We start from the raw sequence: 19,882 nt of genomic DNA, 5'->3' as shown, positions 1-19,882 counted from the left end.
TTCCTAGTAGAATCCGCGCAATGCCGAGCTACGACTTGTGTCGGAAGGGGACAGCCGAGACTGTTCACCTTCTGGACAACCGAACATGAGATAACGACGCGCGACGTTCGTTCGAATTTCGGTACCACACGAGAAGAAGGACACCCGGTTGTCTGTGCAATCACCATCGGAAACGGCCGACACCCGCAACGGGGTTCCGCCCGAGTTCCTGCGCGGTGAGCGTGCTCCGCAGGAACGCACGCTCATCGACATCCTGAGGTCCACGACGTCGCAGTTTCCCGACGCACCGGCCATCGACGACGGCACCGTCTCCGTCAGCTACCGCGAACTGCTCGAGGACATCGACGAAGGCGCTCAGTGGCTGGCCAGGGCCGGCGTCCGGCGCGGCGATCGCGTCGGCATCCGGATGCCGTCCGGTTCCTTCTCCCTGTACGTAGCGATTCTGTCGATCCTGAACGCAGGCGCCGCCTACGTGCCGGTCGACGCCGACGACCCCGACGAGCGGGCCGAGCTCGTCTTCGGCGAGGCCAAGGTGACCGCCGTCGTCACGGCAGGCGGTATCGCCGCCGGTACGGCCGAGAAGCAGGACACCCCCGCCCCTGATGCTCTGACGACCCCGACTCCCGACGACGACGCGTGGGTCATCTTCACCTCCGGCTCCACCGGCACCCCGAAGGGTGTTGCGGTCAGTCATCGCAACGCGGCGGCGTTCGTCGACGCCGAAGCTCGGATGTTCATGCAGGACGATCCGCTGGGACCGGGCGACCGTGTCCTCGCCGGCTTGTCGGTGGCTTTCGACGCCTCGTGCGAAGAGATGTGGCTGGCGTGGCGGCACGGTGCATGCCTGGTGCCCGCTCCCCGGTCCCTGGTGCGCAGTGGATTCGATCTCGGGCCGTGGCTGGTGTCCCGCGACATCTCCGTCGTCTCGACCGTCCCGACGCTCGCTGCCCTGTGGCCTGCCGTCGCGTTGGAAGCCGTCCGGCTGCTGATCTTCGGCGGAGAAGCGTGCCCGCCGGAACTGGCCGAGCGCCTCGCCGTCGACGGCCGCGAGGTGTGGAACACCTACGGACCCACCGAGGCCACCGTCGTCGCCTGCGCGTCGATCATGGACGGCAAGGGACCCGTTCGGATCGGCCTCCCGCTCGACGGGTGGGATCTGGCCGTCGTCGACGGGTCGGGCCACCCTGTTGCCGTCGGCGAAGTCGGTGAGCTGGTGATCGGCGGCGTCGGCCTCGCCCGCTATCTCGACCCGGCCAAGGACGCCGAGAAGTACGCGCCGATGCCGACGCTCGGATGGGACCGCGCCTACCGCAGCGGCGACCTGGTGAAGCTCGAGCTCGAAGGCCTGCTGTTCCAGGGCCGCGCCGACGATCAGATCAAGTTGGGCGGCCGACGCATCGAGCTCGGTGAGATCGACAACGCACTGCAGGCGCTTCCCGGTGTCGGCGGTGCGGCCGCTGCCGTGCGCAAGACCGGCGCAGGCAACTCGGTGCTCGTCGGCTATCTGGCCAGCACCGATCCTCACTTCGACCTGGAAGCTGCTCGCCGGATTCTGGCCGAACAGTTGCCGTCGGCACTCGTTCCGCGGCTCGCGCTCGTCGAGGAAATGCCGACGAGGACGTCGGGCAAGGTGGACCGCAACGCCCTGCCGTGGCCGTTGCCCGGCATGGGTGAGGGCTCCGATCTCGCCGGCACCGCAGGATGGGTCGCCGAGCTGTGGACCAACATCCTCGGCGCGCAGGTCTCCGACGAGAACGCGGACTTCTTCCAGAACGGCGGCGGATCCCTGTCCGCGGCTCAGCTGGTGACGGCACTGCGCGAGCGATTCCCGGAGATCACCGTCGCGCAGCTCTACGACCACCCTCGTCTCGGGTCGCTCGCACGCTATCTCGACGAGTTGAAGCCGCCCGTCGAAGTGGTTCCGCGTGAAGTCGAGCCGACGTCCAGGTCGGCCCAGTGGACGCAGATCGCGGCCACGGTCCCGCTGACGACGTTGACGGGTCTGCAGTGGATCACGTGGCTGGGGATCCTGTTCAACGTGATGAGCTGGTTCGCCGAGGTTCCGTGGGCGCCGACGGTGTCCTGGTGGTGGATTCTGGTCGCGTTCGTCGCGTTCATCACTCCGGTCGGCCGCATGGCGATCTCGGTCGTCGGTTCGCGCGTCCTGCTGGCCGGTCTGAAGCCCGGCGCGTATCGACGCGGCGGTAGCGCACACATTCGTCTGTGGACCGCGACGAGGCTGACCGACGCCAGTGGCGCGTCCAACCTGTCCGGTGCTCCGTGGATGGTCTACTACGCCCGCGCGCTCGGCGCGAAGATCGGCAAGGGCGTCGACCTGCACACCCTTCCCCCGGTGACCGGGATGCTCGAGCTGGGCGACGGTTGTTCGGTCGAACCGGAAGTGGATCTCAGCGGCCACTGGATCGACGGCGACATCGTCTACATCGGCGGCATCAAGATCGGTGCGGGTGCTACCGTCGGGGCCCGGTCCACACTCCTGCCGGGCACGACCGTCGGCAAGAACGCCGTGGTGAGTGCGGGCTCGGCCGTCGTCGGCCGGGTCAAGGCGGGGCAGCTGTGGGCCGGATCGCCCGCGCAGAAGGTCGGCAAGGCCGAGCATCCGTGGCCGGAGGAGACTCCCCCGCGGGCCACGCGCTGGGTCCTCGCCTACGGTGTCGCGTCGCTGATGCTGTCCGGGATGGCGATCTTCTCCCTCGGTGTGTCGCTCGTACTGATGGGGTGGTGGCTGCACACCGCGACGACCCTGCTGGGTGCCGTCGGGCGCGCGGCGATCATGCTTCCGGTCGCCACGCTCGTCTCGCTCGGTGTGTTCGCGCTGATCACTCTGGTGGCGGTCCGCCTGCTCGGCATCGGCCTCACCGAGGGATATCACCCGGTACGGAGCCGCATCGGTTGGCAGGTGTGGGCGACCGAACGCCTGATGGACTCGGCCCGCACGTTCCTGTTCCCGCTGTACGCGTCGCTGCTCACGCCCCACTGGCTGCGGTTGCTGGGCGCGAAGATCGGCAAGGACGTCGAGGCATCGACCGTGCTGATGATTCCCAAGTTCACGACCGTCGCCGACGGCGCATTCCTGGCCGACGACACGATGGTCGCGAGCTACGAGCTCGGTGGCGGGTGGATGCACCTGGGTGACGCGAAGGTCGGCAAGCGTGCGTTCCTCGGCAACTCCGGGATGACCGGGCCGGGCCGCACCGTGCCGAAGAACGGCCTCGTCGCGGTCCTGTCGGCGACGCCGGACAAGGCGAAATCCGGATCCTCGTGGCTCGGCAGCCCGCCGGTGAGGTTGCGCCGGGCAGCGGGCCGGGCCGACTCGTCGCGCACGTTCGATCCGCCGGTGAAGCTGAAGATCGCGCGATCACTCGTCGAGACGTGCCGCCTGATCCCGGTGATGGTCACGTTCGGAATCGGGCTCGGCGTTCTGTTCGGGCTGACCGCCATCGCCGACGCCGTGGGCTTCTGGCTGGCCGCGCTGCTCAGCGGCCTCGTCCTGCTGCTCGCCGGAGCTGTCGCGGCCGGAGTGTCCGCCGCCGCCAAATGGGTGTGGGTCGGCCGCATCGACAAGGTCGAGCATCCGTTGTGGAGTTCGTTCGTGTGGCGCAACGAGGTGGCCGACACGTTCGTCGAGACCGTCGCGGCACCGTGGTTCGCACGGGCCGCCGAGGGTACTGCTGTGCTGAACATGTGGTTGCGCTGGCTCGGCGCCGACATCGGACGCGGAGTGTGGTGTGAGACGTACTGGCTTCCGGAGGCTGATCTCGTGACTCTCGCCGACGGCGCGACCGTGAACCGAGGGTGCGTTGTGCAGACACACCTGTTCCATGATCGGATCATGTCCATGGACAGCGTCACTCTGGGACGAGGAGCAACCTTGGGACCGCACTGCGTCGCGTTGCCTGCCGCCGGTATCGGTGACGGCGCGACGGTCGGTCCTGCATCATTGGTCATGCGCGGAGACACGGTTCCCCATCACACCCGTTGGCAGGGCAACCCCATCGCTCCCTGGGCCAAGGGCGACCCCTTCGCACGCATCGTGACCGCGGCCCCCCACGACAGTCGTTCCGGCGGGCTCCACTCCCCCCACGACAATCGTTCCGGCGGGCTCCACTCCGGGGCCGGCCTATGAAATTCGGTGGCTCCAAGTTGGTGACGCCGACGTTCGACATCGACGGCGCAGACCCACCGATCGACGACTACCTGCCACAGAACGGCAATCGCGGCTACCGGGTGTCGCGGTACGAGTTGGACCTCGAGTACAAGGTCGAGAGCAACCGGCTCGCCGGTAAGGCGAAGATCACGGCGGTCACCACCGACACCGTCTCGAAGTTCGCGTTCGATCTCGGCCCGGCACTGCGCGTGTCCAAGGTGACCGTCAACGGTTCACGGTCGGTGAAGTTCAGCCAGCACCGAGGCAAGCTCAAGATCACCCCCGCCAAGCCGGTTGCGTCGGGGGCGGCGCTGGTGGTGAACATTCAGTACAGCGGAACCCCGAAGCCCATCGACGGGTTCTGGGGCGAAGTGGGCTGGGACGAGCTCACCGAGGGTTCCATCGTCGCGAGTCAGCCGAACGGCGCGGCGTCGTGGTTTCCGTGCGACGACCACCCCGTGTCGAAGGCCAGTTACGGGATCACCATCACGACCGATTCGCCTTACTACGCCATCGCCAACGGGACACTGGTTCGCAAGCAGACTCGTGCCAGCCGCACCACGTGGGTGTACGAACAGCCCGAGCCGATGGCCACCTACCTCGCGACCATCCAGATCGGCCCGTACAGCCAGCACACCATCACCGAGTCTCCCGTCCGCATGAAAGCCGTGCTGCCGCACCGGCTCAGGCCCAATTTCGAGCACGACTTCGGCCGTCAACCGCAGATGATGGAGACCTTCACCCGCCTGTACGGTCCGTACCCGTTCGCCGCGTACACCGTGGTGGTCACCGACGACGACCTCGAGATCCCCATCGAAGCGCAGGGACTGTCCATCTTCGGCGCCAATCACTGTTCCGGCACACGGTATTTCGAGCGGCTCGTGGCGCATGAGCTCGCCCATCAGTGGTTCGGCAACAGCCTCACTCTCGGCAAGTGGAAGGACATCTGGCTGCACGAGGGGTTCGCCTGTTACTCCGAGTGGATCTGGGCGGAGAACTCGGGAGGCTCGTCCGCAGCGGAGAAGGCCCGACGCGTACACACCATGCAGCGAGGGCTTCCGCGGGATCTGATTCTGGGAGATCCGGGGCCCGCGAAGATGTTCGACGACCGCGTGTACAAGCGCGGCGCGTTGACGTTGCATGCGCTGCGCACCACCATCGGCGACGACAAGTTCTTCGAACTGATCCAGGAATGGACGTCGAAGTACCGCTATTCGACCGTCAGTACCGCCGATTTCACGGATCTGGCGTCGCGCTTCGGAGCCCCGCGGTCGCTGTGGGACGCCTGGCTGGGGCAGGAACAGCTGCCCGCTCTGCCGTAGTTCTCGAACCACGGCAATTACAGGGTCCACCACACGACGAACACCAGCGCGGAGTACAGCACGGCCGTCGCCGCCGCACCGAGCCACGACGACGGTGGTACCGACACCGACCACCGACTGTCGTCGCTCAACCGGAGATCGAACGGAAAGGCGCTGACGCACAGTGCATCAGGTCGCGTCGGGTGTGCGAGTACGACCCCCGAGGTGTACGGGAGGCCCCGCACCACGAGGGTGCGCGGCGCTCCGCCCACGGTGTACGTGATCGTGTTGTCGTGGATCTCGCCGGTGAACCACCCGCGGTGCACACGCCACCCCGTCGCATGAGCGAGACGCACGGTGCCACGCGACGCCACGGTTTGCTCGACGGCATCGACGACGACCGGGTCCGCGAATCTCAACAGGGTCCACCACCGGACGATACGGCGCACACGCAGCCCCAGACCGACGACGATCAGCCCGATGGCGAAGAACGGCAACAACACTGGCACGGTGGAGAGCAGCAGGATCGGGATCACGAAGGCGAGGAACACGGCGTAACTCTCGCGCCAATCCCACACCGACAACCCGGTGACGGGAACGAGGAGTGGGACCCGCCGCGTGGTCACGAGCGGGGAGGCCGACATAGTCAGCTGATCTTAGACGCCTCGGCCGGGAGGTGGTGGGTCGAACGGGTACGAACGAACGCCCAGCAGACTGCAGCGATGACGGCACCGGCGGTGAAGATCGCCGGATAGGTCACCACCCCCGGCCACGCTTCGGTCAGCGCCGACAGGATCGCGGGAACAGCGAAGCCCAGGTAGGTCAGCGAGTAGAAGACGGCAGTGAGCCCGGCCAGGTCGTCGGGTCCGGCGATGCGCTGCACCTCCTGCAGCCCGGAGACCAGGGCCATGCCGTAACCGCAACCGAGGACAGCTGCCGCGATCAACGCCGCGACGATGGTCAGCACCGAGGCAGCCCACGCGGCCAGCACCATGCCGACCACCAGAATCGTCAGTGCGACGAGTGCGCCGCGAGCAGCGTCGGGCGTGTCGATTCTGCGCCCGACCGCCTGAATCGCGAATCCGGATCCGAGTGCGATCACGGACATCAACGCGGACAACGCAATCGGATGACCTCCGCTGTGGTCTGCCATCAGCGACGGCAGAACGGCGTAGGCGACGCTGGCCGCACCGAACACCCACGGCGCGAGCGGAACCACGACCAGCAGGAACCGCTTGTGCCCGGCGGACGGGATCTTCAGGTCGTCGACGAGTCGACGCCGATCGGCGGGTGGCACTGCGGGCCGCGTCTCGGGAACCGAGATCATGCCGAGGCCGGTGACGACGCAGATCCCGACATGCACCAGGTACGCGAGATGCGTGGGCCACGGACCCCATTGCGCGAGAACGCCCGCCACGCCTGCGCCGAGCGCAAATCCAGCGGTGAGGCTCATGGCAGCGCGCCTCGCGCCCGCCGAGGAACCTGCCCGAGCGGACAGTTCCTTGATCCAACTGCCGCCGACAGCCATGCCGATACCGAGTGCCACACCACTGAGCACGCGGCCGAAGAAGAGTATCGCGGCGGTGTCCGCACCCATGGCGATGAGGATCGATCCCGCCGCGGCGACGGCCGTCGCCGGCAACATGATCGGACGCCTGCCGAGCCGATCCGACAACGGACCGCAGACGAGCAACGCAGGAACGATGCCGATGACGTACGCGAACAGGAACGTGTCGACGGTGATCGCCGAGAATCCGTGTTCGAGCCGGTACATCACCAGTAGCGGGGTGAACTCGTTTCCGCCCCACGCGACGGCGAACATCCCGGCGGCTACGAGAATCCACCGTCCCGTCCTGGTATCGGTCGTCCGCGTCGGAGTCGTTGCTTCGGACCCCTTCACTGAATTCTCGGTCATGTCGCGCCTCCTTCGTCCAATCCGTGTGTGCGTCTCATGTGGGTGTCGACGGCCTCGCCGAAACCGTCGACGTCGGCGGCCTCGATCAAGTCCGCGAGGCGGCTGTGGTCGTCGACGATGCGGGAGATCTGATCGGGATCACGGGCGAGCGAATGCGTCGTCATCCGCCGCTGGCGCTCGCGGAGTCCGTCGTAGAAGGCGTCGAGCAGCGGGTTGGCACCGGCTCGGACGATCAGGCGGTGGAAGTCCGCGTCCGCGGCGCTGAAGTCGGCTCGCGTACCCGTCGCGGCGATCTCCCGTTGCTCGGCGAGGTTCGCGCGTAGCCGAGGCAGAAGCCGCTCGCGCACGTGCGGCGACGCGGCGACGACTCGGACGCTGCCGGTCTCCACGAGCCACCGCGCGGACACGACGTGTTCCGCCTCGTTGGCAGCGATGGGTACGACGAGTGCGCCGCGCTTGGGGTAGAGCCGCATCCACCCTTCGACCTGTAGGCGCAGAAATGCCTCACGGACGGGAGTGCGGCTGATGTTCATTCGGCCGGCGATGTCGCCTTCGCTGACCAGTTCCCCACCGGGCAGCTCACCGGTGACGATCATTTCCTTGACCGTCACATAGGCGTGCTCAGCGGCAGTGGGTTCCTTAGACACAACATAGATACTAGATGAGCCGCGTTCGGCGTCGAGCTAGGGCACCCAGTACCTCGTGGCGAGGACGTCGACGATGGGGTCGTCGTCTGCTGCGTCGTCCAGAGCAGCGAGGTCGTCGCGGATCGCTGTGAACCGTGGGTCGTCGCCCTCGGCCACCTCCGCGTCGGTGGCGCCGTCACCTGTGAGTTGATCGAGCAGTTTCGCGCGCACTCGCGCTTTCAACGAGTCGGTCATTCGTCGTCACCCTTCTTGAACACACGCCGAGCCGTCGGGATCAGCACCACCAGAGCTCCGACGAGAACGACCACGGAAAACGCTTCGAGCCACATCTGCTTCCTCTTTCCTCAAGGCGCCAGGGCGCTACCGAACGGCAGATTCCTGACCACGGTGAACAGAACTACGACGATCACCGAGAGCAGCACTACCCACCTCGGCGGCGCGTGAACGGCCCGGCCGCGAACCCACGTCGCCCACAGGAGCACTCCGAACACGAGCAGTGTCACGGCGAGCACGTTGGTCGACACGGCCGACGCGACGTCGCCGTGCACCAGGTCTCCGAACGCCCTCGTCGCACCACACCCGGGACACCACACGCCGGTCAGCGCATGAAACGGACACGGTAGGTACGTCGACGACCTCGGATCACGCACGAACAGCACAGCTCCCGCCGCAACCGTCAGTCCCGCAACCGCCGCCGGAGCAGCGAAGCGTCGTCGACGTCGCGCCCCTGTCTCGGTCATGCATCCAGACTAAGTGAGTCCCGAGTCGGTCTCGGGCTTGTCCACTGCGTGGTCGTAGTAGCCGACCACCCCGCGCGCTCCGAACACCGCGAACTCGGCCTGACCGCCGGACGTGACGGCGTCGTCGACGATCCGGCGCAGGACGACGTCGACCAGGCGGTCCAGGGCGAACCATCGATCCGCCGGACCGGCCTCCTCGTGAACTGCCGACTCGTCGAAGTTGCGTCCGACGGATGCGTCGAGGTCTGTTATCTCGGCGAAGATCGACGTGTCCGGGACGGTGATGTCGGCTTCGTTGTCCAACAGCACCCGCACCGCCCAGCGAATATCGTCGACATGGTTGGCGAGCCACAGGCGTCGGCGATGCACGACGCCCAGAGCCGGCCACCTTTTCCTGGCCGCCTGACGGGTCTTGCCGGTGACTGCGGCGAGGTCGGCCAGGCTGGCACCGAGCCACATTGCAGTGGACGCAGCTTTCTCCGTCGCCGCGGCAGCCTCGGCGACGACGCGGGCTTCGTTCTCGATGGCCTGCCCGAGATGCACGAGCGCGTGGGTGCGACGGGACCGCTCGTCGCCGATGTCGGTCGGCTTGTCACCGGGGTCGAATACTGACAACTTTTGGTTTACACCGGTGAGGTTACGGTGTGAACCACAGGTTTACAAAGACATTTGTCTACGCCACGACGACGACGCTGCCGATCATGTCCGGGTGAGGAGTGCAGTGGTAGGTGAAGGTGCCCGGTTCGGTGAACGTATGTGAGAACGAGCCTTCCTTGGCGAGGGGGCTGCGGAAGGACCGATCGTCGGCGACGACATCGTGAGCCATCCCACCGTCGTCGAACACCCAGGTGACGGTCTCCCCCACCGAGACGGTGATGTCGGCTGGCGTGTACGCACGATCGGCCACGGTGACCTGGTTCTTCACCGGCGGCGCAGCCGTCTCCTGGGCGGGCTGGGAAGTGCATCCTGCGACGGTCAGGGCCACGATCGCTACGCCGAGCTTCAGTCTCACAGTTTCAACCGTATGGCATCTCGTGAGCTCGGGTAACATCACCGCCGTTCATCTATCGACCGAAAGGCCAGGCTTGTCCATGACGACACGACATGCCCGCACCAGCGTTGCATCGTCGGCAACCCTGCTGTTCGCGACCGTGATGATCTTCCTCGCGACTACCTTGTTCGGCACCGCGTCCGCGCAAGCCAGGCCGGTCCAGTTCGTCCCTGCAGGCGCCATCAGCCCGACCATCGGCTTCGATCCGGCTGCGGTCATCGAGTGGCGATTGGATCAGGCGATCGTCAACCAGCCGATCTTCGTTCGCGTCGACCCGTACTTTCCCGGCCTCACCGACTTCTCGCTGAACAACTGGTGCAACTGCGCCATCAACTGGTTCAACCACACCACGCAGCAGGGCGGGGTAGCGTTCCCCGGTCCCCTGCCGTCCGGGCCGATCCGCACCGGCTCCGGTGACGTCTCGGCCTGGACCGACATTCCCGGTGGCTTCACCCTTGTCCGTGGGCAGGGAAACTGGTGGGTTCCGTAGGCGGCTAGACCAGCGCCTCCCCGAGATATCCCCCTTCCGAGGTTCCTGCGGGAACGAGGAACACCGCCGAACCGATGGGCGTCGTCCACTCGTTCAGCGCATCGTGCTCGTCCAACCGCTGCTGCACGGGAAGAAACTGCGTGTCGATGTCGCGCTGATACGTTGCGAAGATCAACCCCGAATTGCTCGTCGAACCTCCCTCGGGTGCGTCGTCGTAGTTGTACGCACGCCGGAAGAACCGCTCCCCGTCGTGCGTGTGCCGGGCACGTGCAATGTGCGACGCAGGCGAGATCACCGGGATGCCGAACCGATCGGTGGCATCGAAATCCGCCTCGTCGTGCTCGCGTTCGCCGGTCATCGGCGCTCCCGTGTCCAGCTTTCGACCGACCGCGAATTCTCTTCCGCCGCGGTCCAACTCGTCCCAGGTGTCGAGTTCGACGGAGATACGGCGCACGATCATCGACGTACTGCCGTCGCCGTTCCACACCAGGGAGTCGAAATCCGTTGCCGGATCCGGGTTCACGGTGCCGTCGACCTGACCCATCAGGTTCCGCATGGTCGTACCTTCGGTCCTGGCTCCGCGGGAGGACCGAAACCCTCGTTGGACCCAGCGAATCGACGCCATCGACCTGACGTTCTTGGTCAACACCCGCACCGCATGGCTCACTGCGGACGGGTCGTCGGCGCACACTTGAAGCAGAAGGTCTCCGCCGTTCCACCGATCCTCGAGTCGATCGATGCCGAACGGAGGCAACTGCCGGACGGGTGACGCCACTCTCGCCGCCGCGAACGCGCCCGGTCCGAGCCCGACGGTGACCGTCAGATTGGCCGGGTCGGCCGCGAGTTCCGGTTCGGTGTCGGCCAGGGCAGGCATGCCCTGGGTGAGCCTGTCGGCGTCCGTCGTCCACAGTTTCAACACCGACACCACGTGTTCGCGTCCTGCACCGCCTGCGAGGTCGAGTGCAACGAACGTCCCGTGCGCCTGCGGCGGAGTCGAGACACCGGCCTGATGTTTCCCGTGAAACGGAACGACCTGTCGACCGAAGACGAATTCCTCCGGCTCCCTTGTGTATCCGTACGCCACACCCGCAGCTCCCAGCGCGGCGACGCCTCCACCGAGAAGGCGTCGCCTGCTGATTCCGGGACTGCGGCGTGGTGCTGCGTCAGCCACCGTAGTTTTCCTGCGCGCCCGCGAACTCGCGGACCTGCGCAGTGAACGTGGACGACGATCCGTCCTCGAACGTCAGCGTGATGTCGGTGTCTGCTCCAGGAGTCAACGGCGACGTCACATCCATCAACATGATGTGGTCCCCGCCCGCCTGGAGCACCTTGGTTTCCTGTGCGCCGACGGCGAATCCACCTTCCTTGGGCTTCATCACCATCGTTCCGTCGGCACTGGCGACCACCTCGTGCAGTTCCATCATCGACGAGGCGGGTGACTGCGCGGAGACCACCCGGACCTGGGTGTCTCCGGTGTTCTGGATCTCCGCGAACGCGGAGGTCATTCCCGTGTCGGCAGATTTGATCCAGGCCTCGCGGATGGTGACCGAATTCGACTCCGTTGCAGGAGTTTCCGAGCTACATCCGGCGAGCAGGGCGAACGATGCGAGGGCTACGAGAAGTTTTTTCATGGCGACTCCGATGTCGATGCGCGGCGCCGAAGCCCGAGAAGGGCATCGACGAGAAGGAAGACGAGGATGCTGATGCCGAGAAGTGGTACGAACCAGCCGATCACGGCAGTGATCGCAGCGAGCGGGACGAGCTGCCGGACCGGCAACCGGTGCAGCCCGCCTGCGGGCGGGGCGGATGCCGAAGGACGACGTTGCCACCACATGAGGTATCCGCGGACGATCACCGTCACCAAGGCCACGGCCAGCAGTGCCAGCGCGATCTGGTTGGCGATCCCGAACAGAATGCCCATGTGCAGCGCAATGCCCCAGGCGGCCAGCTTCGCGGCCGGCGGCCACTCCGAGAACCAGTTGGTATCGACGATCGAGTTGGTATTTCCGTCGATGGCAAGGGAACTCGTGGAGAACACCCACGGCCCACGCGTCTGCGCGACGACGAAGGCTGTGTCGGCCGTACCAGGGATGGTGACTTCCACTGCGCCGGCGAGCCCCGCCGCCCGAGCCGTTCCGATGACGGCGTCGAGGCGGCCGATTCCAGCGGACACCACGTCGGCCTCCGGTGCCATGGCCGACATGTCGTGGCCTGCGTGGTCGCCGGGCGGTGCCGGCGCGTCACCGCTGATCGACGAACTCACTCCCGGCGTGGCCCAGTTCAAGGAGGACCTCAGTTCGGTGATGTTCTCACCGGCGTACTTGGACCAGGTCAGTCCCGTTGCGGACAGAAAAACGAGACCGATGGCTATCCAGATACCGACACTTCCGTGCCAATTGCGGTTCCTGGCTCGACCTTTCGACGATCGGTCGACGGTGAGGAGTCGTCCGCCGCGTCGATACCGTCGCACCCAGAGCACGACGCCGCCGAGGGCGACGACCCACATCCAGGATGCGGCGAGTTCACTGTAGATGCGGCCGGGTTCGCCGAGGTGAAGATGCCGGTGGAATCCGCTGATCCAGGTGCGGGCCGGCAGTGCGTTGCTGCTGCCGTACACCACCGATTCGCCGACGGATTCCGCGGTGACCGGGTCGACGAAGACTGCTCGCCGTTCGGACTTGCCGAGTGAGGGATCGGTGAACATGACCCTGGTGGTGGTGCCGGGTTCTGTTGCCGGGCGTACGGCGTCGAGGGTCAGGTCGGGCCTGACCTGGGTCGCGGCCGTGACCTGCTCGGCCACCGAGGCGGTGGGCCCAGCCGAGTCGGTGGTCAGCAGGTCGGAGTACAGGATGTTCTCGGCCGTCGGCGCGAGTGCGTAGAGACCACCGGTGAGCGCGGCGATCAGGATGAACGGTCCGACGAAGATGCCTGCGTAGAAGTGCAGGCGCATGACCAGAGAGGGACGTGGCGGTGATCGATCGGGTCGGTCCGGCCCGATGTCGGGCACGACTGTGCCGGTTGTGGACATAGGTGTTCCAGTTCTGTCGGGTGTCGCAAGACCCCGGTGATCGACGGCGCTTCACGCGCGAGGGATCACCGGGTGTGAGGGAACGAAAGATCAAGCAGGGCAGGGAGGCCCGCGAGTTCCTGTTCCCGACGACACCAACAGTCGGAGTACGACGTTCGGCCGGTATTCGGTGCTCTCGGTGCGAGCCCGATCCTGCACGGGCAGAACCAGACACAACACGGGAAGGATCCGGCGCAACACGGCCAACGCTCGACTGTGCCCGAGCACGGCACCACGAATGAGCAGGGCGCACACCACCGTCGCGCATGCGTGCGCCGCCAGCATCGTCGGACTGAGCGACGAGCCGTGGTGATGCCCACTCGCCGCCGTCAGCACCGTGTGTCCGACGACTTGACCGAGTACGAGCACGACCGTCGTCGGGACGCGGTCCCCGAGGGCTGCGGTCAGGACGCCGAGGGCCGCACTGACGACCACGAGCAGTACGAGGGCCGATTCGCTCGGCACCATGACTCCGCCGCCCACGCCGTGTGCTGCGATGCTCAGCGCACCGGAGGCAGCCCCGACGAACGCGCCGCGCATACGCGCACGAGCGTCGGGGCGGAAAGTCATGGGGACACCTTAGACGACTACTACGCTTCCTAGTATTGCGCGGCGGCGCGGAGCCCTCGTAGCCGATCCGACGGTGTCCGGCGTGGGCAGCTGGTGCACTTGTCCGACGCTGACGTCAGGTACAACAGGCAACACGAGCTGCGGCGTGTGAAGCGTCGGCCTCCCACGTCGACGAACCGGGGAGCGGGTAGCGGCGAGGACATCGCGGCCACGAGTTCCTGGGCGAACGCGCTGCCTCGTTCTCGGTCTCCGAGGGCCGTGCCGACGTCGAGGCACCGGTTGGCTATCGAGTCCGACGTGATCGCCCAGAGCGCGTTGGTCGTCGCTCCCGACGCCGCCGCGAGAGCGTCGACGACCGCGCGAAACGTGCCGGCAAGGGCACCGGGCAACTGCTCCGGCGTCACCGTGCGATCGCTCCGCACCCCGCCGAGGTAACCGTCGCCGCGCAGAAAACACCGAGAATGCTCGAGCGACGGATCGGCCGCCGTTCCCGTCACCATCGCCGTCGACACCGCCAGCAAGGCAATCGTCGAGCTGGCGGAGTACCACCACAGCGTCCCGTTGATCCGGTCGTCGGTGCAGTTCCAGCGCCTGCCTGTGTCGGCAATCCGCTCCCGCAACCAGTCCGCATCGGTCATCGCCGACGCCGGCAGATCGAACGGGCCGTGCAGGTACTCCGCGAGTCCGGGAACCCTCTCCGCAGCTTCGGTGTAGACGCTCATGCGAGGCCGATGATGTCGATGGAGAGGCGTGGGACCGCAGAGACGATGGCTCGGATTCCGAAGATGTCCGAGAGGAGATTATCGGTCAGAACCTCGGCCGTCGGCCCCGTCGCCACCACGGATCCGTTGTCGAGCACGGCGAGCGAGGTGCAGTATTCGACGGCCAGCCGTAGATCGTGCACGGTGACGACGACGGCCAGGCCCTCCGCGGCGAGATCACGGACTGCGTTCATGACGACGAGTTGGTGGCGCAGGTCCAGATGATTCGTGGGCTCGTCGAGCAGCAGTATGCGAGGTTGCTGTGCGAGTGCCCGAGCTATGGCGACACGCTGACGTTCGCCGCCGGACAGTGCCCCGACATCGCGCTCCGCGAGCCCGGTCAAGTCGACCCGGTCCAGGCATTGTTCGACGATGTCCGCGTCGGATCCCGTCGGACGGTCGAACCAGCCCCGGTGTGGGACACGGCCCAGCGCAACCGACTGCCGAACTGTCAGTCCCACCGACGCTTCCGGCTCCTGGGTGCCGACGCCCACGGTGCGCGCAAGTTCCGAGCGCTTCATCGCATGCGCGTCGACGCCGTCGACTAGAACGGTCCCGGCGGTCGGCGTCAGCGCGCGATAGCAGCACCGGAGCGCCGTCGTCTTCCCGGACCCGTTGGGTCCGACGAGTCCGAGAACTTCACCCGGTCGAACTCGAAAATCGATTCCGTGCAACACCTCCCGTGATCCGAGTCGGGCGGTGACGGCATTGGCCACGAGTGTCATCGAGCCGCCCTTCCGTACTGGCGGTAGAGCATGAAGACGAAGATCGGTGCGCCGACGAGCGCGGTGACGACCCCGACGGGCACCTCTGTGCTCCGTGAAACCGACCGCGCCAGCGTGTCGGCGCCGACCAATGCGATCGCGCCCAGCAGCGCGGCGACCGGCAGAAGTCTGATCGCTCGCGTCCCGACGATGTATCCGGCGAGGTGTGGCACCAGCAGACCGACGAATCCGATTCCGCCGCCGACGGATACCGCTGCGCCGGCCAGCATGGAGATCGCCAGGAGTTGCACGACGCGGAAGCGTCGGACGTTCAGACCGAGGGCAGCGGCACCGTCGTCACCGGTTTTCAACAGATCCATCCGGGGTGCACTCAGCAGCAGTCCAGTGCCGATGATCAGCAGCGCGAGTGCGGGCAGTGTCAACGTGGACCACCGCGCGTCTCCGAATCCACCGGCTAGCCAGTGCATCACGCCACTGAGCGTGTGTTCGTCGGCGAAGACCAGGAGTGTGAAGGTGATCAGAGCGGAGAAGATACTGCCCAGTGCCACGCCGACGAGAACGATGGCTGTCGATTGTGGGTATCGCCCGCCGATCATCAGAGCCAGAAACAGCGGAATCATGGCCCCGACGAACGCGGCGGTCGGGACCGTGAACACCCCGAGGGCCCCGGCCCCGATTCCCATCGCCATCACGAGCACCACGCCGAATCCGGCACCTGACGACACTCCGAGCAGATAGGGATCGGCCAACGGGTTGCGCGTGACTGCCTGCGCCACACCACCCGCAATCGCCAACGACGCGCCGACGACGGCCGCCGTCAGCGATCTCGGCAACCGCGAGTCGACGACGATCACCGCCCTCGCCTCGGACCACCACGAGTCGAATGCGCCCGGCATCAACCGGTGCACGACGATCGCCCAGACGTCGCCGACGGGAATCTGTACGGACCCGAACGACACCGCAGTGGCGATCACCATCAGCAAGGCGCCCGTCAGAACTGCGATCAACGCACCGAACCCGATTCTCGACCGAGTGGACACCTCCGCTTTCGCCGTGGCCCTGGGCCTGTCGGTGTCGGCAACGGTGACCATCAGGAGGTGAACCGGTCGGGATGCAATGCACGGGCGATGGTGTCCACGCTCGTGACCAGTCGCGGGCTTTCGAAGAAGTCGTCGAGCGGTACGACGATGAAGTTGTCCTGCTGCACAGCCGGAGTGGTCGCCATGATCGGCTGGCTCTTCAGGAAATCGATCTTTCCCTGCGCCGACGTGTCACCGTAATCGAGGACGACGATGGCCTGAGGGGCGCGCTCTCCGACGATCTCCCACGTCGTGTCCAGGTAGGGGCGCTCACCCTCGGGGAAAATGTTCGATGCGCCGGACCGATCGGCGATCAACTGTCCGACGCCCACACCACCGATGGTCGTCGGGACGTCCTCACCGGAGTCGTAGAAGAAGGTCGGCGTCGGCTCCGCGTCGCCGAGTTCGGCACCGATGGCCGCCAAACCGTCGAGGACGCCGTCGGTGACGGCCTGAGCCTCCTCCGGAACGCCGAGGACGCCACCGAGCTGGCTGTAGTCGTTCTCGAGCATGCCGATGTCCGGGAATCCGGATCCGCAGTACTCGGAGAACAGGAAGGTCGGGATGCCCGCCTCGGTGAACGACTCTCTCGAACGCCCTTCCTTGTCGTTGAATGCACTCCGCATGCCGCCGACGACGAAGTCCGGGTCCAGATCGAGGATCTGTTCCTTCGTCGGGTACTCGTCGGCGAGGCCGGGGATCTGTGCGAAATCCTCGGCGAACTCGGTCGCAGGCGTTGCGTTTCGATAGCCCATGCCGACGATGCGGTCCGCAACGCCCATCTCGATGAGCACCTCGGTGACGTGGTCGTTCATGGACACGATGCGCTGAGGTGGAGAGTCGAACTGCTGGGTGCTGTCGCAGTTGGTGATGGAGACCGGGTCGTCGAACGAGTCCGCCTGCCGAGCGTCCTGTGCGGTGTCACCGCGGGAACAGCCAGTAAGGGCGACAATGGTTGCGGCGGCGATGGCGCCGAAGGCGATGGAGCGTGACATGAGTACCTCTTGGAGCTCAGAGCCACGAAATGTTCGGCCCGGTGCGCAGCATGGAACGCCACGCGCTGGACTTTCCGATTCGTAGACCACGACGAATGGGTTGTCGCACAACCTCGACGCCGGGTAATCGGGCTCGCTGCCCTCTGGCGAGGGCGGCCTACCGTTGCGGGTCAGCGCCGGATTCGGACCGGCTTCCCCCTGCGTCAGGTCAGCTTCGTGCTTCGCATCGCAGTATGCACGGACGGTGTCAGACGCGTGTCAGCGCCTCACCCATGGTGCGGTTGAGGGTGCTCAGTGACCTGACGGCGCTGCGGACGGGACCGGGGGTCGTGGTGGACTTCAGCATGACGTCGGGGGCCGAGGTCTCCGTCAACTTCTCCGGTGGGTCGACGTGTTCGCCTGCGAGTGCACGCCCGACGTCGGCGATGGTGGCTTTGGTTACCTCGGCTGCCCGGCGTAGTGCGTCGGCGGTCTCCTGTGACGGACCGGTGTCAGGTTCGGCGTGAGAGGCGCCGACACCGGCGCGGGCCAGTGCGTGGCTGGATCGGTTGCTGACGGTCATGATGCGCAGCAGCCGTTTGACGCCTTTGCGTGTGCGTGTCGTGGGCCCCATCTCGAGGGGTTTTCCGGCCGCGACGAGGTCTTTCAACGCGTTGTCGAGTTTGCGCATGTCGACGACGAGGTCCGTCGGGCGGCCGGGCGTGATGACGGCGTCGATGCCGGTGTCGATGATGGCCGTCATCTGTTCGAGGTAGTCGTCGACTTTCTCGACCATCGTCGATCTGGTGCCGGTGGAGAAGACGAAGTACGCCGACGCTATCCCGACGAGTCCTCCTGCCGCGGTTTCGTAGATTCGTAGTTCGAGCACTTCGATGCTGAAGGTGCCGAGCAGTCCGTACAGCATCGCGAGCATGACGGTGACGAAGAACGACAGCAACGCGTACGCCACCGTCACGAGGTAGAACGCGAAGAAGATGCAGACGACCAGCAGGAGCAGTTGCAGCGGTTGATTGCGACCGACCAACGCGGACAGCAGAACTCCGGCCAGCACACCTCCGACGGTACCGACGACGCGGTGTCCGGCGCGGGAGAGGATCTCACCGCGAGTCGACGCCCCGGTGAAGACGAGGAATGCCGTCAGGACCGCCCAGTACCAGCGGTCCGGTGAGATGATTTCGCCGAGTACGGTCGCCGCACTGGTCGCGACGGCAACTTGGATCGCCGCTTTGGTGCTGGGGTTCAGTCCCGAATCGGTGTCGTCGTCCTTCTCCGGCTTTTCCTTGGGTGCGGATTCGGTGTGCAGCGCATTGCTGGTGATGTGGTGAATGGCGATGTGGGCCTGCACTGCTCGCATCGCGACCGTCGTGGCGATGCCCGCCTGGGTGGACGGATCCGCTTTGTCCGCGGCTGCTGCAGCGAGGCGCCTGGCCGCACGGAGTTGGTCGTCGGACGGGTTGTTCTGCAGACACGACGAGAGGGCGGTGGTGGCCTGGACGAGCGACGAGGGCCAAGAATTGGGCGGGAGCGCAGCCTGCGGGGTGACCCCCGATGGGATCGGGTCGAGGGCCCACAGCGCGCTCACGAGTTGTTCGGTGGCTATCTGCGCGTCGAAGATGCGGAGCGAGAGGTCCTCGTTGGTGACGCTCAGCAGCTGCGAGGCATCGTTGCGGTCGAGCCAGTCGTCGATCATCAGCGCTGTACTGCCGAGCCGGTCCAGACGCTTGCGGAGCAGGTCCAGATCGCGATCGACTCTGTTCGACGCGACCTCGAGGACGTCGATCGACGCGGCTCGCAGTGCTCGCACCAGACGCCGCAGTTCCAGCCCCGGCCGCTCGGGAAGGACGAGAGTGCGCACGGCGAGCGAGATCCCGGCGCCGAGAACGATGGACACCGCGAGGACAGGAATCTGGCTCGGTTGAGCGCGTAGGAACAGTGCGAAGAAATAGCAGATGAACGCGACCATGCCGAGCGCAGTGCCGCGCGGGCCGTACCGCCGCACCCACACTGCGGCGAACAGCACGACGATGAACCCGACGTCGGCGACCTTGCCGAACTGGGAGAGCACCGCCGACAGCGACACTGCGAGGATCGCCGGAAACACCAGTAGGAGTGTCGTGATCACTCGGCTGCGTTGGTCCTTGTCCTTCACCGCCGCCGAGGACTGCATGGCGACGACAGCGCCCAGCAGCGCGACCGTCAACGGCTGGCCGACGAGATGAGACCCGGGAATCAGAATCGCCATCGCGAGGACGACGGTGATCGTCGTCGTCGCGGCTGCCCGTAGCCGGAGCCTGCCGGGGTCGGAGACTGCGAGGAACCGCAGCGTCTCCGATACGATCCGATAACCCATTCGGCCAGCTTACGGCCGTGAAC

General features: G+C 66.1%; 19 protein-coding genes and 1 riboswitch. Of the genes, 3 read left to right on the top strand and 16 right to left on the bottom strand.

Features of this window, described 5'->3' with window-relative positions; all coding sequences use genetic code 11:
- The first annotated feature begins 148 nt into the window (after positions 1–148).
- Both CH292_RS17245 and CH292_RS17240 read left to right on the top strand, forming a co-directional pair.
- Complete coding sequence (locus tag CH292_RS17245) at positions 149–4,147, top strand: Pls/PosA family non-ribosomal peptide synthetase (RefSeq protein WP_094655308.1); 3,999 nt, start codon at positions 149–151, stop codon at positions 4,145–4,147.
- Positions 4,144–5,490, top strand: a complete 1,347-nt coding sequence (locus tag CH292_RS17240) for a M1 family metallopeptidase (protein WP_037143347.1) — start codon at positions 4,144–4,146, stop codon at positions 5,488–5,490. Before CH292_RS17245 ends, CH292_RS17240 begins: the two co-directional genes overlap by 4 nt.
- Before the next feature lie 17 nt (positions 5,491–5,507).
- On the opposite strand, the gene CH292_RS17235 is transcribed toward CH292_RS17240, so the two are convergent.
- The 7 genes from CH292_RS17235 to CH292_RS17205 form a co-directional block, all read right to left on the bottom strand.
- Positions 5,508–6,113 carry a hypothetical protein gene (locus CH292_RS17235; protein ID WP_094655307.1) on the bottom strand — a complete coding sequence of 202 codons (606 nt, stop codon included), beginning with the start codon at positions 6,111–6,113 and terminating at the stop codon, positions 5,508–5,510.
- A 2-nt stretch (positions 6,114–6,115) separates the two neighbouring features.
- The gene (locus tag CH292_RS17230) at positions 6,116–7,384 is read right to left on the bottom strand and encodes an MFS transporter (RefSeq protein WP_019663030.1); all 1,269 of its coding nucleotides are present in this window, start codon (positions 7,382–7,384) and stop codon (positions 6,116–6,118) included.
- Entirely contained in the window at positions 7,381–8,031 is a 651-nt protein-coding gene (locus CH292_RS17225) for a GntR family transcriptional regulator (protein ID WP_019663029.1), read from the bottom strand. The genes CH292_RS17230 and CH292_RS17225 overlap by 4 nt, the downstream gene beginning before the upstream one ends.
- A 36-nt stretch (positions 8,032–8,067) precedes the next feature.
- The gene (locus tag CH292_RS17220) at positions 8,068–8,265 is read right to left on the bottom strand and encodes a hypothetical protein (RefSeq protein WP_094655306.1); all 198 of its coding nucleotides are present in this window, start codon (positions 8,263–8,265) and stop codon (positions 8,068–8,070) included.
- Between the two features lie 110 nt (positions 8,266–8,375).
- A complete protein-coding gene (locus CH292_RS17215) occupies positions 8,376–8,771 on the bottom strand; it encodes a DUF2752 domain-containing protein (RefSeq protein WP_019663026.1) in 396 nt (131 codons plus the stop codon).
- Positions 8,772–8,780: 9 nt separating this feature from the next.
- Positions 8,781–9,386, bottom strand: coding sequence for a hypothetical protein (locus tag CH292_RS17210; protein ID WP_094655305.1), 606 nt, complete (start codon positions 9,384–9,386; stop codon positions 8,781–8,783).
- 58 nt (positions 9,387–9,444) lie between these two features.
- Positions 9,445–9,783, bottom strand: coding sequence for a plastocyanin/azurin family copper-binding protein (locus CH292_RS17205; RefSeq protein WP_019663024.1), 339 nt, complete (start codon positions 9,781–9,783; stop codon positions 9,445–9,447).
- Positions 9,784–9,862: 79 nt separating this feature from the next.
- Here CH292_RS17205 and CH292_RS17200 point away from each other — a divergent pair, with 79 nt between their 5' ends.
- Positions 9,863–10,312, top strand: coding sequence for a hypothetical protein (locus CH292_RS17200; protein WP_020110936.1), 450 nt, complete (start codon positions 9,863–9,865; stop codon positions 10,310–10,312).
- 4 nt (positions 10,313–10,316) lie between these two features.
- Here CH292_RS17200 and CH292_RS17195 read toward each other — a convergent pair whose 3' ends face one another.
- The 9 genes from CH292_RS17195 to CH292_RS17155 form a co-directional block, all read right to left on the bottom strand.
- Positions 10,317–11,483, bottom strand: coding sequence for a Dyp-type peroxidase (locus CH292_RS17195; protein ID WP_094655304.1), 1,167 nt, complete (start codon positions 11,481–11,483; stop codon positions 10,317–10,319).
- On the bottom strand, positions 11,476–11,943 hold the full coding sequence (locus tag CH292_RS17190; protein ID WP_019663021.1) for a copper chaperone PCu(A)C: 468 nt from the start codon (positions 11,941–11,943) through the stop codon (positions 11,476–11,478). The genes CH292_RS17195 and CH292_RS17190 overlap by 8 nt, the downstream gene beginning before the upstream one ends.
- Complete coding sequence (locus CH292_RS17185; RefSeq protein ID WP_256978191.1) at positions 11,940–13,340, bottom strand: PepSY domain-containing protein; 1,401 nt, start codon at positions 13,338–13,340, stop codon at positions 11,940–11,942. Before CH292_RS17185 ends, CH292_RS17190 begins: the two co-directional genes overlap by 4 nt.
- 90 nt (positions 13,341–13,430) lie before the next feature.
- Positions 13,431–13,919 (bottom strand): hypothetical protein, encoded by a 489-nt coding sequence (locus CH292_RS17180; protein ID WP_019663019.1) that lies wholly within the window; start codon positions 13,917–13,919, stop codon positions 13,431–13,433.
- A gap of 59 nt (positions 13,920–13,978) precedes the next feature.
- A complete protein-coding gene (locus CH292_RS17175) occupies positions 13,979–14,671 on the bottom strand; it encodes a (2Fe-2S)-binding protein (RefSeq protein ID WP_020110939.1) in 693 nt (230 codons plus the stop codon).
- Entirely contained in the window at positions 14,668–15,435 is a 768-nt protein-coding gene (locus CH292_RS17170; RefSeq protein WP_094655302.1) for an ABC transporter ATP-binding protein, read from the bottom strand. The genes CH292_RS17175 and CH292_RS17170 overlap by 4 nt, the downstream gene beginning before the upstream one ends.
- Entirely contained in the window at positions 15,432–16,526 is a 1,095-nt protein-coding gene (locus CH292_RS17165; RefSeq protein ID WP_019663016.1) for an iron ABC transporter permease, read from the bottom strand. The genes CH292_RS17170 and CH292_RS17165 overlap by 4 nt, the downstream gene beginning before the upstream one ends.
- Positions 16,526–17,509, bottom strand: coding sequence for an ABC transporter substrate-binding protein (locus CH292_RS17160; RefSeq protein ID WP_094627835.1), 984 nt, complete (start codon positions 17,507–17,509; stop codon positions 16,526–16,528). Before CH292_RS17160 ends, CH292_RS17165 begins: the two co-directional genes overlap by 1 nt.
- A 100-nt stretch (positions 17,510–17,609) precedes the next feature.
- A riboswitch (cobalamin riboswitch) is annotated at positions 17,610–17,740 on the bottom strand.
- Between the two features lie 16 nt (positions 17,741–17,756).
- Positions 17,757–19,859, bottom strand: coding sequence for an FUSC family protein (locus CH292_RS17155; protein ID WP_094655301.1), 2,103 nt, complete (start codon positions 19,857–19,859; stop codon positions 17,757–17,759).
- Positions 19,860–19,882 lie beyond the last annotated feature (23 nt).

The organism is Rhodococcus sp. 14-2470-1a, from assembly GCF_002259425.1.
Classification (GTDB): domain Bacteria; phylum Actinomycetota; class Actinomycetes; order Mycobacteriales; family Mycobacteriaceae; genus Rhodococcoides; species Rhodococcoides fascians_E.
This window is presented reverse-complemented; position numbering and strand designations above follow the sequence as displayed.

Bases quoted from the DNA above. Each gene is read 5' to 3' on its own strand.
- CH292_RS17240 (WP_037143347.1), top strand. From the start codon at position 4,144: ATGAAATTCGGTGGCTCCAAGTTGGTGACGCCGACGTTCGACATCGAC.
- CH292_RS17170 (WP_094655302.1), bottom strand. From the start codon at position 15,435: ATGACACTCGTGGCCAATGCCGTCACCGCCCGACTCGGATCACGGGAG.
- CH292_RS17160 (WP_094627835.1), bottom strand. From the start codon at position 17,509: ATGTCACGCTCCATCGCCTTCGGCGCCATCGCCGCCGCAACCATTGTC.
- CH292_RS17220 (WP_094655306.1), bottom strand. From the start codon at position 8,265: ATGACCGACTCGTTGAAAGCGCGAGTGCGCGCGAAACTGCTCGATCAA.
- CH292_RS17180 (WP_019663019.1), bottom strand. From the start codon at position 13,919: ATGCGCGGCGCGTTCGTCGGGGCTGCCTCCGGTGCGCTGAGCATCGCA.
- CH292_RS17165 (WP_019663016.1), bottom strand. From the start codon at position 16,526: ATGGTCACCGTTGCCGACACCGACAGGCCCAGGGCCACGGCGAAAGCG.
- CH292_RS17230 (WP_019663030.1), bottom strand. From the start codon at position 7,384: ATGACCGAGAATTCAGTGAAGGGGTCCGAAGCAACGACTCCGACGCGG.
- CH292_RS17200 (WP_020110936.1), top strand. From the start codon at position 9,863: ATGACGACACGACATGCCCGCACCAGCGTTGCATCGTCGGCAACCCTG.
- CH292_RS17235 (WP_094655307.1), bottom strand. From the start codon at position 6,113: ATGTCGGCCTCCCCGCTCGTGACCACGCGGCGGGTCCCACTCCTCGTT.
- CH292_RS17190 (WP_019663021.1), bottom strand. From the start codon at position 11,943: ATGAAAAAACTTCTCGTAGCCCTCGCATCGTTCGCCCTGCTCGCCGGA.
- CH292_RS17215 (WP_019663026.1), bottom strand. From the start codon at position 8,771: ATGACCGAGACAGGGGCGCGACGTCGACGACGCTTCGCTGCTCCGGCG.
- CH292_RS17175 (WP_020110939.1), bottom strand. From the start codon at position 14,671: ATGAGCGTCTACACCGAAGCTGCGGAGAGGGTTCCCGGACTCGCGGAG.
- CH292_RS17155 (WP_094655301.1), bottom strand. From the start codon at position 19,859: ATGGGTTATCGGATCGTATCGGAGACGCTGCGGTTCCTCGCAGTCTCC.
- CH292_RS17185 (WP_256978191.1), bottom strand. From the start codon at position 13,340: ATGTCCACAACCGGCACAGTCGTGCCCGACATCGGGCCGGACCGACCC.